The organism is Hymenobacter cellulosivorans (assembly GCF_022919135.1).
In the GTDB taxonomy this organism is placed as follows: domain Bacteria; phylum Bacteroidota; class Bacteroidia; order Cytophagales; family Hymenobacteraceae; genus Hymenobacter; species Hymenobacter cellulosivorans.
Window position 1 is genome coordinate 1,429,298 of sequence record NZ_CP095049.1, and the last position, 12,820, is coordinate 1,442,117.

The following is a 12,820-nucleotide window of genomic DNA, read 5'->3' on the forward strand; positions in this document are numbered from 1 at the left end:
CAGTACGGTTGTGACTCAGGATAAAGTATATATAATAATTATTAAACGCTATATTTAGTTAGACTCCCGGTAGGGTAAAGCCCATCTGCTGAGCAACTGTATATCCGAAGCCACGAAACAAGTTGAATCCTGTCCCAGCCTATGTTGCAGAACCTGTTTCGCTGGCTGGGCCGCTTGTACAGCCTGCTCTGGACCTTCATCTTCGTGGCCCTGTTGAGTGTAGCGGCCGTGCTGACCTGGCACTTCTATCAGCAGGAGCATCTCGAAAGTCAGCTGCGCGCTGGGGGCCAGCCCGTGACGGTGCGGGTGCAGCAGGCCGACCGGGCGCCGCGGGCGGTGTGGGACGGGTTGGGCAATTTCGTCTACCTGGGCTTCACCTACCACAACCAGCCCTACGAAACCCGTTTCGTGAACGACACGCTCTGGCTCTCGGAAGGCGACCAGGTGACGCTGCTCTACCAGCCCCAACTCGACGTATTTGGGCAAGTACCTTCGCAACAGGTTTCCCGCCCCGACCGGGTGGTGTCCCGCCTGATCCGCTGGTCGGCGGTGCCTGACTTTACCAAGGAAACCAAAGCCCTGGCCCTGTTCGGGCTGGTGATGGTGGGCCTGTTTTTTGTTGGGAGTGGGCTGCTGGCCTCGCTCACCGGCCTGACGTTTATCCGGACCCTGGCCCGGGGTGTGCTGGTGATTTGTCTGGGAGCCGGGGCCTTGTTTTTCACCTACAACACCGCGCAGTATTACCGGTACGCGGCCCAGCTCAAGGCTACCGGGCAGCCGCTGGAAGTAGCCGTGCTTGATGCCCGCCAGGTTTCGCACGGCAAGCGCACCAACTGGTACACCTACGAGGCTAGCTTCCGGTTCAAAGGCCAGGAGCGGGTCATCCCTATCGAGGAGGCCGACTACGAGCAACTCAGGGCCCCGAATTCCCGCCTGGCCGTGCGCTACGAACCCACCCTGAACGACTTCATTGCCGCTAACTACGACCCGGGTATTGCCGAGTTGGCGCCCCCGCTGTTTCTCTGGCTGCTTTTGGGATTAACTATCTGGCCCGAGCGAAGCCGGCCGGCCACTGAGCCGGGAGCCAGAGCTGCCGCTGGGCCGATTGGGTGAAGAGAAGGACTACTTCTTGCCAGCGGATACCCCCGCAGGCTGCTGAGCATGAGCACGCAAGGTGTCCCGCTTTACTCGCCATGACAGTCTTTTTTACCCATCTTCAGTACTGTTTATCCCGCCTACTACTACAGCCATGCTCAATCAGCTGCTCCTTGCTTTCCTGGCCGCTTTCCTGCTAACCAGCTGCCACCAAGCCTCAGAAACGGAGAAGCCCGCCGCGCCAGCAGCCCCGGCCGGCGAGTGGGTGGGCACCGGCCCGCAGCGGCTCTGGACCCAGACCTACCGCAGCGCCCAGCTCACCGACCATCCGACCTTGCTGCTGGTGCTGCACGGCGATGCGCCCTTCAACCGGCCCGCTTACCAGTATGCGCTGGCCCGCCAGGTCGCTCAGGCCAATGCCAACGTGGTAGCCGTGGGCCTGCTGCGCCCGGGCTACACCGACCCGGCCGGCCACCAGTCGGCGGGTGAGCGGGGCGAGGCCACCGGTGACAACTACACGCCCGCTGTTATCGACGCCGTAGCGGCAGCCCTCACCACGCTCAAGGCCCGTTACCAGGCCGGGCGGGTCGTGGTGGCCGGCCACTCCGGGGGCGCGGCCATCACCGCCGACCTGCTGGGCCGTCATCCCGGCCTGGCCGATGCGGCCTTGCTGGCTTCCTGTCCCTGCAACGTAGCTGCCTGGCGCACCCACATGAAGCGCCAGGTGGGCGGACCCGTGTGGGACCTGCCCACGCAAAGCATATCACCCGAGCAAGTAGTAGCCCGCATTCCGGCCGCTACCCGGGTCACGCTGCTCACCGGCACCGCCGACACCATTGCACCCCCAGCCCTGACCAAGGAGTATTATGGTCGGCTGCAACGGCAAGGCATTTCGGCGAAGCTGCGGGAGCTACCCGCGCAGGGCCACGATCTTTTTTTGGCCAAAGACGTGCAGCAGGAAGTCAGCCAACTGTTGAAGTAAGAAGGAAAGGATTGCCTCGGTTGCTAGGTAGCTGGCAGCTACTTGGAGGCGGGAGGGGCAGCCGTAGAATGGTTTGTTGGGCTTACATAAACTCTATCAACGAAAGCCCCACGTGAGAAATATTTGCTAATTAAATTAGTTTATGCTAATTAGCTTGGGTAAAAACTTTGCCCTACTTTTTCTCGCTATGAAAACCGCCCGAACCAGTGTCTTTATCAGCTACAGTCACGTCGACAGTCATTGGCGTGAAATGCTGACTATTCATTTACATCCCTTGGTGCGTGACCAGCAAGTGCAGATTTGGAGCGACCGGGATATTCACAAGGGGGAACGATGGCAGGACCGGATTCGGCGGCAGCTGGCCCAGGCTAAAGTGGCTATCTTCCTGGTGAGTGCCGATTTTTTGGCCTCTGACTTTATCCACGCCGAAGAGTTGCCCCCCTTACTAGTGGCAGCCGAGCAGGAAGGCGCCATTCTGCTGTCCATCATTGTGCGGCCCTGCGCTTTTCGCGATTCACCCTTGAGCAGCCTGCAGGCTATGAACAGCCCCAGTCAGCCCCTGTCGGGTATGAGTAAGACGCAGCGGGAACGAGTAATGCTCAGCGTTTACGAAGAACTGAGGGAAGTCTTCAAGCCCCAGCATTGTCCGGCCGAACCTGCCGTCCCGCCACCTGTCGTTACCCAACCGAAGGTAAAGACGACGGAGACTACCTTACCCAAAACCGGAGCAAAGCCGCTACCTAAGTCTGACCCAGAGCCTGGGGAAAAGCCCCCAGGCAAAAAACCTTCTGACCGGCCAACCACTCGGCGGACCAAAAATAAGTAGGGTCTTGGTGCTACAATTAAACCCGAGCAAAAACCTGTTACCGAACAGCTTCTCAGGCCGCGTCTTCCAGCTTCCGGTCCCGGTCGCGGTAGCCCTGGCCCCAGGTGATGAGCTCGGCAAACATGGGCTGTACCCGCCGGCCGTGCTCTGTGAGCTGGTATTCCACTTTGGGCGGTACCTGCTGGTAGACGATGCGCTCCACAATGGCGTCGGCTTCGAGCTCCCGCAGCTCCTGGATCAGCATCTTCTCGGTTACCTCCGGCATCAGGCGCCGCAGTTCCCCGTAGCGCTGGGGCCCGGTGAGCAGGTAGGATAGAATCAGAAGCTTCCATTTACCGCCCAAGACGTTGAGCGTCGTGCGCACCGGGCAGACGGCACCGGGGGCTGTTCGTCGCAGGTGGCCCAGTAGGCTTCGGCCTGCTGCTGTTTTGTGAACTTGCTCATGAAAATTTAGTCGCTGATTATCAGTATTACTGGGAAAAAGGTAGGCACCCTACCAAAGAGTAGGTACTTGCCTAAACCGAAGGTAAAGGATTTCCTTTGACCCATCCAAGACGCGGTACTGCAGGCGGCGCCGGGGTAGTCCTTTTTACCCACGATTTTTCACCCCACTTTCTGATGAGCAAGCACATTGTAGTACTCGGCGCCACCGGCCACATCGGCACCCACCTGACCCACCTGCTGCTGGAGCGTGGCCACCGCGTGACGGCTGTAGCCCGGGCCAGCCAGCGCCTCACCGCCCTGGAAACTGCCGGGGCCAATATCCAAGCCGGCAGCTTGGAAAACACCGCTTTTCTGACCACGGTGCTGGGCACCGCCGACGCGGCCTTTCTGATGGTGCCGCCCAACACCGGCGCCCCTGATAACTTAGCTTACCAGGCTGCAGTAGGGGAAAGCGTGGCTGCGGCCGGGCGGGCTTCCGGACTGCGGGAGGCCGTGAATTTGAGCAGCATTGGCGCTGAGCTGACGGCTGGCACCGGCCCCATTCTAGGCGTGCACTATCAGGAGCAGCGCCTTAATGCCATTGACGGGCTGAACGTGCTGCACCTGCGCCCGGCTTACTTTATGGAAAACCTGCTGGCCGGTATTGGCCTGATTCAAGGCATGGGCATCAACGGCTCGGCCACCCGCCCCGATGTGAGCTTGCCGATGATTGCCACCCGGGATATTGCCGCCTACGCCGCCCGGGTGCTCGAAGCCGGGGTGCCCACCGGGAAGTCGGAACAGCTGCTGCTAGGTCCGCGCGACTACACCAACCAGGAAGCCACGGCCATTTTCGGGCGAGCCATTGGGCGGCCCGAATTGCCCTACGTGCAGTTTCCCTACGATCAGGCTCGGCAGGGTATGCTCGGGGCCGGCCTCTCCGAGTCGATGGCCGACCTTTATCTGGAAATGACCCAAAGCCTGAACGAGGGCCGGATTATGCAGTCCGAAGTGCGTACCCCTGCCAATACTACCCCCACCACGCTGGAGCAGTTTGCCGAGCAGGTATTTGCCCCCGCTTTCCACGGCGCCGCCCAAGCCGTAACCTCATAGACGAAACCTCCAACAGAACGTCATGCGGTAGAGTTAACAACGCTAGCCAAGCTCCTTAATAACACGAAACCGACCACCCCGAGCAATTTCGGGACGGTCGGTTTCGTGTTATTAGGCTGTAACAGCGCGCAGCGGGGCTAGCTGTTGTTGGCGTCATCTATTTTGCCACCGTCGTTGGCGGTACTGGGGGCCTGGCCGCTGTCATTGTAGTCGGTGCGGTCCTTGATAGTATTCTGGGTGTGGTGCTTGCCCTGGTTATCGTCGCCGCCCCCGGTGTTTTGGGATTCGGCATTGGGCTCGTCGCCGCGGTGGCTGCTGCCACGGGCGTCACGCACTTCGGCCCCGCCGTCGTTGCCATGGTTGCCACCGTGGCGGCCGGTGGTATCATTGGGGCCGGCAGGCGTTTGGGTAGCGCTGCCCTGCTGCTGGGCACCTATGCCGTGGGCGTTTTCGGGGCGGGCCGTATCGGTGCCGTCATTGGCCAGCTGGGCCTGGGTGCGGTTATGCTCGTTCTGTTCCATAACGGAGGGGTGGTTAGAAGGATGGATGGTTAGGTAAACTATACGGGCTCAGGCATAAGGCGTTAAGGACGAGGTAAGAGCGGAGATGTAGAATGGAAACGCCAGGCAAGCAGCCCCGGCGCCGGAATAAGGGAGAAGTGACCAGCAGCTAGGGTATAGTGGGCAAGGGCTGGGCACTCGAAGGGGTACTAGCTCCCGTCGGCGTAGAAGTTGGCGGAGGTGGCCCAGGAGCTGGTGGCGTTGGTGTAGAAGTCGGTGGAGCAGGAGTCGCTGGTGGCGTCAGTACGGTGAGGCCGGGCTCGGCATTTGGTTGGTAAGGCCGGCGCACGGGTTTCTGGCCTACATGCTCCACTGGGGTGTAAAACTCGGAATGCAGGAAACGGGTCGGGTTATCGGTAGCCAGGTGCTGCCAGGCCACCGCTCCGGCCGGGCCCGACTGGAGCAGGTACTGGGTCAGCTCACCAGCCAGCGTGTTTTCCGGCTGTAGGCGCGAAACCAGAAAGAAGTCCGTGCCAAAGAGCAGGCGGTCCTGGTAGGGCGAGCCGACCTGCAGGTCCTGGGCCAGGGTTTCGAACAGTACGTCTTTGGGGTGGCTTCGGAATACGGTCGGGCCCTCGGCCAGGGTGAAGGCTACGTCGGTGTACACGTTCGGGTACTTACGCATCAGCCACTGCACGCCCCGGTACCAGTTGACCGGCGCCGTGGTTTGGCCTGGGGGCGTCGGGTTTTTGAGCTCCGCCGCTATTTCGTCGCCGCCGCCGTAGTGGGCCAGGCAGAGCTTGAGCTCGGGAAAGCGCGCCAGCACTAGGTCGTAGAGGCGGGGTTCCAGCAGCAGGTCGCTGAATTGGTCGTTGCGGAAGCTGAGCTTTCCGGTCAGTACCGGCAACGGAAAGTCATGGTCGCCGAGTTTGAAGGGCGGGCTGGCGGCCTGAATCTGGGGCAGCAAGGCGGCCGGCAGGGCGGGCCAGCGCAATTGGTGGGTTAGCTCGCCCTGGTAGTAAATGCCCCCGCGGGAGCAGTGCGCCAACACCGGCACCTGGTGCTGCTGGGCAAACTCGTACACTAGGTCCAGGCGCTCATCGAAGGGAAAAAAGCCCAACGAAGGGTAGAGCTTGAGTCCCACGAAGCCCCGTTCCAGCCATTTTTTCACGAAAGCCAGGTTCTGGCGGGCGGAGCCCATGCGCGGGTCAATGCACAAAAACGGCAGGCAGGTATCGGGGTGGCGCTTGCGCACTTCCAGCAGCTGCCAGAGCTGGCTCTCGTAGTTGAGCGCGGCCGCGCCGGCACTCATGTGGTCCATGTTCAGGGCCAGCAGCACGAAGCGGGTGCCCGGCGGGTAGTGGGGCAACAACTGCTTTTCGAACACGCTAACCTGCGACACCCCGCTGCCAATGTCGAGAAAGGCAGCGTAGCGCGTGAGCAAGGGCAGCCGAAACCGTTTGCCCAGCAGGCCGGCGGTGGTTACCAGCAGGCGGGTGGCCCCGGGTATTTCGAGCAGAAACCGCAGCACCCGGCCCAGCCGGCGCCCGGTGTACACGTCCATGAACTGAAGCGGGGCGCAGTCCAGATTGAAAACGTGGGCGTGGCAGTTGTATATATTACCCATAACAAGGCAGGCGGATAAGCAAATCAGGTAGACTCTTTAGCGGCTGCAGGAGTGGCCGTGGGCGGCCGTAGGCCCTGGTTGCGCATATTGACCAGGCGGTTGAGCAGCTCAAACCAGAAGGGCGCCCCAAAGCTGAGGGCCGCGGCCGTGAGCAGCCAGCCCAGACCAATGAGCCAAGCGGGCTGCTGCAGATTGGGAGCGGTAGTAGCAGGTGGCGTGGTGCGAAATACCATACCCGGCACCAGTTCGGGCTGCTGCCGCAGGGTGTCGCGCTGCCACACTTGCCGGAAGGTAGGCACCGCCCCACCCGGCCGGACCGTCTGGTTCTGGCGCTGATATTTCACCCAGTAGCTGGGGTGCAGGGTTCGGGGCGGATCGGTTAGTCCGAGTTCCTGGCCCAGCCAACTCCAGAAGCCAAGCGGGATGTAGGCGGTCGGGTGGTAGTCGTAGAACGTGTCGGGCAGCTTGGTGCTGTCGGTCCGGGCCGCTATGCTCCACCCGATGGGGTAGCCCCGCGCCTGCAGGCCCAGAGTCAGGGAGTCGGCCCTGTGAATAAAGGTCTGCACCTGCTGCCCTATCCGGGCCTTGGGGTCAGTCTTCGCCAGCGCAGCTGAGTCGGCGGAAATTTTGAGTCCCTTTGCCACAACCTGGGCGGCGTAATCGGCTACCTGGCGGCGCTCCTCGGCGTGGTGCCAGAAGTAGCGGGCCACGTAAATCGAGTCCAGGTTGCAGGTCACGGCCAGCACCAGGCCCAGCAAGAACAAGTAAGGCCGGATTTCGCGCTTGTACCAGCCCGTGACGCGCTCCATGTAGTTGTCGTACCACACGGCCAGGCCCCGCAGAAACTCGGCAAAAACCTGTTCGTCGGTGCCCGAGCTGCCGACTGGCGTACAACCGCGGGCATTGAGCAGCAGGCTTTGCAGCAGGAACTTAAAGTCGCCGGGCGACACGTTGGCCAGCCCGGCTTCGAACTTGCGCAGGGCCGTGTCCGGCGTCACAACCGGGTCCGTAACGCGGTACTCGTACTCACCGGTCGGTTGGGCAGTACCGCCGGGTCCTGGCTGCTCCTTAGGCACAAACTCATGCGTCCGGGCCTCGTCAATAACCAGGTCGACAATGGCCTTGACGAACACGCTCGACGGCACGTAGGTAGGGCTGCGGCGGGCCGTTTGGGCCAGCATGTCCACGCTCGGGTGCCGATACACCAGCTCGGCCCAGTTTTTATCGTTGCCGCTGTTGAGGGCCTTGTTTAGCTGATGCCGCAGGAACCGTCCTCGCAGGTTGATGCGGCTGGCAATAAGCTCGAAGCCGGAAAGCACCACCTGACTAAAAAACAGGTAGAGCAAGGCCAGCGAAATAGCCACTTCTATCAGGGGCAGCTGCATCATATTCGGGGAGGTGAGGAGCCAAGGGGAGCCGCCGAATTTCCAGCGCTTCGCCCGGCATTACCTCCGTGCTACCACTGAACTTTACGCCGTGCCGTTCGGATCATATTCCGCGGACTATAGTTAGCCAGTCCTGGTAACCATCCAGCAGGCCCCGCCTGACTTACTTGGTGGAGTAGTATCCGGGTGGAAGGTAGCTCTGATTAGGTAGATACTGATAAGGGCTTGGCCGTGAGATGATAAAAATTAACGAATATTTCAGGCAACGTCTGCCGAAGCGCCTGCATCTACCCATTATTCACCTTAACTATCCATCCTTGCCATGAAACAAGCTGTCCGCGCCCTGCTCCTCGGAGCTTTTGTTATGAGTACTACCATTGTTGAGGCCCAGGTCCGGCAAACGCGCCCCGTAGCCAGCTTCCAGGCGGTGCAGGCTGGAGGCGGCATCGACGTATTTCTAACCCAGGGACCCACAGCAGCCGTGGTAGTGGATGCCGCCAGCGAGGCCCAGCCCCACGTGGTGACCAGCGTGAAAAACGGGGCCCTAGTTATTGGTTGGGACACCGACCGGTCGTGGCGCAGCCTGTTGTCGGACCGCAAGCTGGGTTCCGTGCGCGTCTACGTAACCTGTCCGCAGCTTACAGCGCTGTCGGTCAGCGGGGGCTCCGATGCCCGGGGTGAAACGCCCTTCACGGCCGAGGATATTCGCCTCGCCGCCAGCGGCGGCTCCGACCTGCAGCTTACCATCACAGCCAAAAACCTGACCAGTAATGTGAGCGGGGGTGGCGACATGACCCTGAGCGGCCGCGTGGAGCAGCAGAAGGTCAGCGTGAGCGGCGGTTCCGATTACCACGCCTTTGCCCTGCTCAGCACCACCGCCGAGGTGTCGGCCAGCGGCGGTTCCGATGCCAACGTGGCCGTGGATGGCGAACTGCGTTCCAGCGCCAGCGGCGGTTCCGACGTGCGCTACAAGGGCAGCGCCCGGTTGGTCAGTTCCCAGGCCAGTGGGGGCAGCAGCACCCGGCCGGCCCGTTAGCCCCGGCGGCTTGTAAGCCCTCATATCCTACACCACCACGACCCGGTAGCTACCACTGCCGGGTCGTGGTGGTATTGGGCCTTGGCCAGAAGGAGTACTCTGACCAGAGTATCCAGAATATTATATTTCCGAAGTCTGGGAAACAAAGGGCTCAAAGCCCGTGTTGCGGGGCTGCGGGAGCGGTTTTGTCGGCGAAGTCAGCTACCAGCCAGTGTCTTTCCGTAGGAATAACCTGCTTCTGCCTTCCTCTCCCACCCGTCAACCCGCTTTTGCTCCTTGCCCATGCTTCGTACGCTACCTTTTTTGGCTGGTCTGGCCCTTCTGAGCCTTGCTCCTGGTATCAGCCGCGCTCAGCAGTCCGACCCAACTCCCGCGGCTTCCTTGGAGTGCTCCGTCCTGACCGGAGTGGTAACCGATGAAAACCAGCGCCCTCTGACCGGCGCTACCGTGGTGATAATTGGCGTCAACGATGCTTTTAGCACCAATTCGGAAGGGCAGTACATCGTGAGCAGCCGCAAGCCTCTACCCCAGAACGCTCAGCTGCAAATCAGCGCGGGTGGCTACGAAACCCAAAAACTAGTGCCCAGCAGTTGTCAGCTCCCAACCGTGTCCCTGAAGCTGCTGCCCGGCACCCGCTTCAAGCGCGACGGCCGCATCAAAAAGACGACCTCGACGGGGAAGGTCAAGTATTAGCAGCTTCTCTTAGGTATGGCTCCGGTTTTCTACTGCATCTACTAGGGCCTGGCAGTCAGCTGGCCGTTAGAAGGAGCGTAAGCTCTAGCCAAAAAGCGAAGCCATGGTCTGATTATGGTGACACAAGAACTCGGACGGAACCTCCAACTAGCAGTTGTGAAGTGGCTGCTAAGCCGTGACCCAGCCCTGGCGTACGGCCTGCGCTACCAGGCCCACCAGGGTACGGGCCCCAGCCTTCTGCAGCAAGGCCCGGCGGTGGCTTTCCACCGTGCGCACGCTCAGGCACAGGGCATCCGCAATTTCCTGATTGCAGTAGTCGGCCACGACTAAGCGCAGCACGTCCAGCTCGCGGCGGCTGAAGGGCGTGGGCGGGCCCAATGGGGGCGTATCCGCGTGGGGTTTTAAGGTCCAGGGGCCGTGCAGAGTCTTGGTAAGCAGGTGCTGAATGGTGTGGCTGACTTCCGGCGGTGACGCGTTGTGGTCCACAATGGTCCAGGGACGGGGGTAGAGCAGGGAAGGTAGGCTCTGACTTGCATTGCTGCTGAAACAGAGCACCTGTTGCTGGCTGCGCACTGCATACAGGCGCTCCAGCAGCAAAAGCAGGGGCATAGTGGCTACCGCCTCATCCAGAATCAGAAGGGCATAGGCGCGCTGCTGCAGAAACGTCAGCAGCAGGTCGGCATCCGAAACCAGGCAGATAGTCAGGCCCGGGCAGGCCTCGCGCAGCAGAGCTAGCAGGCCTTGGCGGTGCAGAGTGGGAGGAGCTGCCACCAAAGCGGCTCCAAAGTTGGGCGACATAGCAGGAGTAGTTTTATAATCATGCAAACGGGATAAGCGGATGAAGCAATAGGCGGTAGGAAGCGTAGTAGAAGCGGAGCAATGGCCGCCGAACCATAGGGCTCGGCGGGGCAGCTAAAGTCAGGAGTATATACAGCTTCCGCAATACCTACTTGTAGGTATAATTAGTTGCTTTATTCAGTTTTATCTGGGTTTATTCAAATTTTCAAGAATTTGTAGCCAACAAAAAGCCCCGGCCACTACTGCGGCCAGGGCTGATCAGGCAAAGGATGAAGGGGTTACTGCACGCCTTTTACCTGCATGGGCAAGGTATATAGAGCCTCGGAAGCGGTGATGAACAAGGTTTTGCGGTCCTTGCCGCCGAAGCAGACATTGGCCGTCCACTCGGCCGGGACGTCGATGTGGGCAATCTGCTGGCCGGCCGGGTTGTACACCGTCACGCCCTTACCGGTCAGGTACACGTTGCCTTGGTTGTCGATGGTCATGCCGTCGGAGCCCTGCTCCACGAACAGCTGCCGGCCGCTGAGCTGGCCGTCGGCGCCAATCTGGTAGCGGTAAGTTTTGTTAGCCTTGATGTCGGCCACGTACAGCTGCCGGCCGTCGGGTGTGCCGATGATGCCGTTGGGCTGCTCCAGCTTATCGTCGACCACCACGGGCTCCTTGCGGCCCTTGGCTAGGAAATATACTTTCTGGCCCCCAATAGCTGGGTCCGGGGCCTGGCGCGTCCAGTACTCGCGCTGGTAGTAGGGGTCGGTGAAGTAGATGCCTTCCGAGGACGGGTTTACCCACAGGTCGTTCGGCCCGTTGAAGCGGTGGCCCTGAAAGTTGTCGAGTACTACCCGTGCCTTGCCGTCGGGCCCAATGGACCAGAGCTGGTTGTTTTCGTCGGCGCAGGCCAGCAGGCTACCCTTCTTGTCGAAGTACAAACCATTGGAGCGCCCAGCCTTATCCAGGAAAACGCTCAGCTTACCGTCGGTGCCGTACTTCCAGATCTTGTTGTTGGGCTGGTCGGTAAAGAACACGTTGCCGGCCCGGTCCACGGCGGGGCCTTCAGTAAATTTAAATTGCTTGCTGACCAATTTGGGCTGGGCCTGCCCGGCAATGATGGGAGTGGCTTGCTGCGCGGCGGCCGGCAAAACCAAGGCGGTAAACGTGGCGGCCAACAGGCCGGAGAAAAAGGGGTTGGACATAAAGTAAGGCTAAGTACAATCAGGTAATTCCACGGCAGAAATAGCGCCAAACGGCCTCGGCCGTAAGCGCCGCCTGAAGGTACAATTATGGCGTAGCAATGCGCAAAATATCCAAGGCCGAGCTACGCTGCATCCCGGTGCACGTATGGGTAAGCAGTGGGAGCCGGTGGGCCGACTTCCCGGCTTCCTCACTTGCTATCCTACCCGCCCCGTGCCTACTACCCCCGCCGAGCCCCAGGCCGCGCCATCTTCCAAATTCGCTATTATGGCCGCCCTGACGGCTAACCTGGCTATTGCCGTTATCAAATTCGTGGCTGCGGGCTTCACCGGCAGCTCGGCTATGCTGGCCGAAGGCATTCATTCCCTGGTCGATACCGCCAACGAGTGGCTGCTGCTGCTGGGCCTGCGCAAAAGTCAGCGGCCGGCCCACCCGGGCCGGCCCTTTGGCTACGGCCGGGAGCTGTATTTCTGGTCGTTTGTGGTGGCCATCTGCATTTTTGCCATCGGCGGGGGCATTTCCATCTACGAGGGCGTCGAGCACCTGCGCCACCCCACGCCCCTCGGCGACCCAACCTGGAACTACGTGGTGCTGGGCCTGGCCTTTCTCTTCGACGGAGCCTCGTTCCTGGTAGCCCGGCGCACATTCAATGAGCAGCGCGCTGGCCGGCCTTTCTGGACCACGTTTCGGGAAAGCAAGGACCCATCCATCTTCGTGGTGCTCTTCGAAGATGCGGCCGACCTGCTGGGCTTAGCGGTGGCGTTTCTGGGCGTGTTTCTGAGCCATCAGCTCAATAATCCCCGCCTCGACGGGGCTGCTTCGCTGCTTATCGGCGTCATTCTGCTGGTGGTGGCCGGCCTGCTCCTGCGCGAAAACCGTAGCCTGCTGCTCGGCGAGCCCGCCGATGCCGGCCTGCTGGGCCAGATAACGGCCACAACCCAGGCCGATGCGGCGGTAGTAGCCGTGGCCCCGCCGCTGTCGTCGTATCTGAGCCCGCACGAAATTCTGCTGGTGCTGCGCGTCGAGTTTGCGCCCCAGCTGGCGGCAGCCGAGCTAACCCAGGCCGTAGACCGGCTGCGGGCCAGCATTCAGGAGTGCCACCCCGACATTCGCCACGTCTTTATTCAGCCCGCCTTTTTGCCAAAGCCCTAAAG

General features: G+C 61.0%; 13 protein-coding genes. 7 read left to right on the plus strand and 6 right to left on the minus strand.

Annotated features, from left to right (window positions below; all coding sequences use genetic code 11):
* Positions 1-141: 141 nt before the first annotated feature.
* The 3 genes from MUN80_RS06145 to MUN80_RS06155 all read left to right on the plus strand — a co-directional run bounded on the left by MUN80_RS06145 (position 142) and on the right by MUN80_RS06155 (position 2,903).
* Positions 142-1,113: a hypothetical protein gene (locus MUN80_RS06145; RefSeq protein WP_244721023.1), complete on the plus strand. Its 972-nt coding sequence runs from the start codon at positions 142-144 to the stop codon at positions 1,111-1,113.
* Between the two features lie 136 nt (positions 1,114-1,249).
* Positions 1,250-2,077 (plus strand): alpha/beta hydrolase family protein, encoded by an 828-nt coding sequence (locus MUN80_RS06150; RefSeq protein ID WP_244721025.1) that lies wholly within the window; start codon positions 1,250-1,252, stop codon positions 2,075-2,077.
* A gap of 187 nt (positions 2,078-2,264) precedes the next feature.
* On the plus strand, positions 2,265-2,903 hold the full coding sequence (locus tag MUN80_RS06155) for a toll/interleukin-1 receptor domain-containing protein (protein WP_244721028.1): 639 nt from the start codon (positions 2,265-2,267) through the stop codon (positions 2,901-2,903).
* A gap of 52 nt (positions 2,904-2,955) precedes the next feature.
* Here MUN80_RS06155 and MUN80_RS06160 read toward each other — a convergent pair whose 3' ends face one another.
* Complete coding sequence (locus MUN80_RS06160; RefSeq protein WP_311136277.1) at positions 2,956-3,267, minus strand: winged helix-turn-helix transcriptional regulator; 312 nt, start codon at positions 3,265-3,267, stop codon at positions 2,956-2,958.
* Positions 3,268-3,521: 254 nt separating this feature from the next.
* Between MUN80_RS06160 and MUN80_RS06165 the strand changes: the two genes are divergently transcribed.
* Complete coding sequence (locus MUN80_RS06165; protein ID WP_244721031.1) at positions 3,522-4,439, plus strand: NmrA family NAD(P)-binding protein; 918 nt, start codon at positions 3,522-3,524, stop codon at positions 4,437-4,439.
* A gap of 137 nt (positions 4,440-4,576) precedes the next feature.
* Here the strand turns inward: MUN80_RS06165 and MUN80_RS06170 are convergent, their stop codons facing one another.
* The 3 genes from MUN80_RS06170 to MUN80_RS06180 all read right to left on the minus strand — a co-directional run bounded on the left by MUN80_RS06170 (position 4,577) and on the right by MUN80_RS06180 (position 7,954).
* The gene (locus MUN80_RS06170; protein WP_244721034.1) at positions 4,577-4,960 is read right to left on the minus strand and encodes a hypothetical protein; all 384 of its coding nucleotides are present in this window, start codon (positions 4,958-4,960) and stop codon (positions 4,577-4,579) included.
* 148 nt (positions 4,961-5,108) lie between these two features.
* The gene (locus tag MUN80_RS06175; RefSeq protein WP_244721037.1) at positions 5,109-6,566 is read right to left on the minus strand and encodes an amidohydrolase family protein; all 1,458 of its coding nucleotides are present in this window, start codon (positions 6,564-6,566) and stop codon (positions 5,109-5,111) included.
* A gap of 23 nt (positions 6,567-6,589) precedes the next feature.
* Positions 6,590-7,954, minus strand: coding sequence for a hypothetical protein (locus tag MUN80_RS06180; protein ID WP_244721040.1), 1,365 nt, complete (start codon positions 7,952-7,954; stop codon positions 6,590-6,592).
* A 319-nt stretch (positions 7,955-8,273) separates the two neighbouring features.
* On the opposite strand from MUN80_RS06180, the gene MUN80_RS06185 reads away from it, so the two are divergent.
* On the plus strand, positions 8,274-8,987 hold the full coding sequence (locus MUN80_RS06185) for a head GIN domain-containing protein (protein ID WP_244721042.1): 714 nt from the start codon (positions 8,274-8,276) through the stop codon (positions 8,985-8,987).
* 282 nt (positions 8,988-9,269) lie between these two features.
* Positions 9,270-9,680, plus strand: coding sequence for a carboxypeptidase-like regulatory domain-containing protein (locus MUN80_RS06190; RefSeq protein ID WP_244721045.1), 411 nt, complete (start codon positions 9,270-9,272; stop codon positions 9,678-9,680).
* Positions 9,681-9,848: 168 nt separating this feature from the next.
* Here the strand turns inward: MUN80_RS06190 and MUN80_RS06195 are convergent, their stop codons facing one another.
* Positions 9,849-10,478, minus strand: coding sequence for a helix-turn-helix transcriptional regulator (locus MUN80_RS06195; RefSeq protein ID WP_244721048.1), 630 nt, complete (start codon positions 10,476-10,478; stop codon positions 9,849-9,851).
* Positions 10,479-10,756: 278 nt separating this feature from the next.
* Positions 10,757-11,668: an SMP-30/gluconolactonase/LRE family protein gene (locus tag MUN80_RS06200; RefSeq protein WP_244721050.1), complete on the minus strand. Its 912-nt coding sequence runs from the start codon at positions 11,666-11,668 to the stop codon at positions 10,757-10,759.
* A 145-nt stretch (positions 11,669-11,813) separates the two neighbouring features.
* On the opposite strand from MUN80_RS06200, the gene MUN80_RS06205 reads away from it, so the two are divergent.
* Positions 11,814-12,818 (plus strand): cation diffusion facilitator family transporter, encoded by a 1,005-nt coding sequence (locus tag MUN80_RS06205; RefSeq protein WP_244721053.1) that lies wholly within the window; start codon positions 11,814-11,816, stop codon positions 12,816-12,818.
* Positions 12,819-12,820: the final 2 nt, after the last annotated feature.

Bases quoted from the DNA above. Each gene is read 5' to 3' on its own strand.
- MUN80_RS06165 (WP_244721031.1), top strand. From the start codon at position 3,522: ATGAGCAAGCACATTGTAGTACTCGGCGCCACCGGCCACATCGGCACC.
- MUN80_RS06145 (WP_244721023.1), top strand. From the start codon at position 142: ATGTTGCAGAACCTGTTTCGCTGGCTGGGCCGCTTGTACAGCCTGCTC.
- MUN80_RS06155 (WP_244721028.1), top strand. From the start codon at position 2,265: ATGAAAACCGCCCGAACCAGTGTCTTTATCAGCTACAGTCACGTCGAC.
- MUN80_RS06170 (WP_244721034.1), bottom strand. From the start codon at position 4,960: ATGGAACAGAACGAGCATAACCGCACCCAGGCCCAGCTGGCCAATGAC.
- MUN80_RS06190 (WP_244721045.1), top strand. From the start codon at position 9,270: ATGCTTCGTACGCTACCTTTTTTGGCTGGTCTGGCCCTTCTGAGCCTT.
- MUN80_RS06180 (WP_244721040.1), bottom strand. From the start codon at position 7,954: ATGATGCAGCTGCCCCTGATAGAAGTGGCTATTTCGCTGGCCTTGCTC.
- MUN80_RS06205 (WP_244721053.1), top strand. From the start codon at position 11,814: ATGGGTAAGCAGTGGGAGCCGGTGGGCCGACTTCCCGGCTTCCTCACT.
- MUN80_RS06195 (WP_244721048.1), bottom strand. From the start codon at position 10,478: ATGTCGCCCAACTTTGGAGCCGCTTTGGTGGCAGCTCCTCCCACTCTG.
- MUN80_RS06200 (WP_244721050.1), bottom strand. From the start codon at position 11,668: ATGTCCAACCCCTTTTTCTCCGGCCTGTTGGCCGCCACGTTTACCGCC.
- MUN80_RS06185 (WP_244721042.1), top strand. From the start codon at position 8,274: ATGAAACAAGCTGTCCGCGCCCTGCTCCTCGGAGCTTTTGTTATGAGT.
- MUN80_RS06150 (WP_244721025.1), top strand. From the start codon at position 1,250: ATGCTCAATCAGCTGCTCCTTGCTTTCCTGGCCGCTTTCCTGCTAACC.
- MUN80_RS06175 (WP_244721037.1), bottom strand. From the start codon at position 6,566: ATGGGTAATATATACAACTGCCACGCCCACGTTTTCAATCTGGACTGC.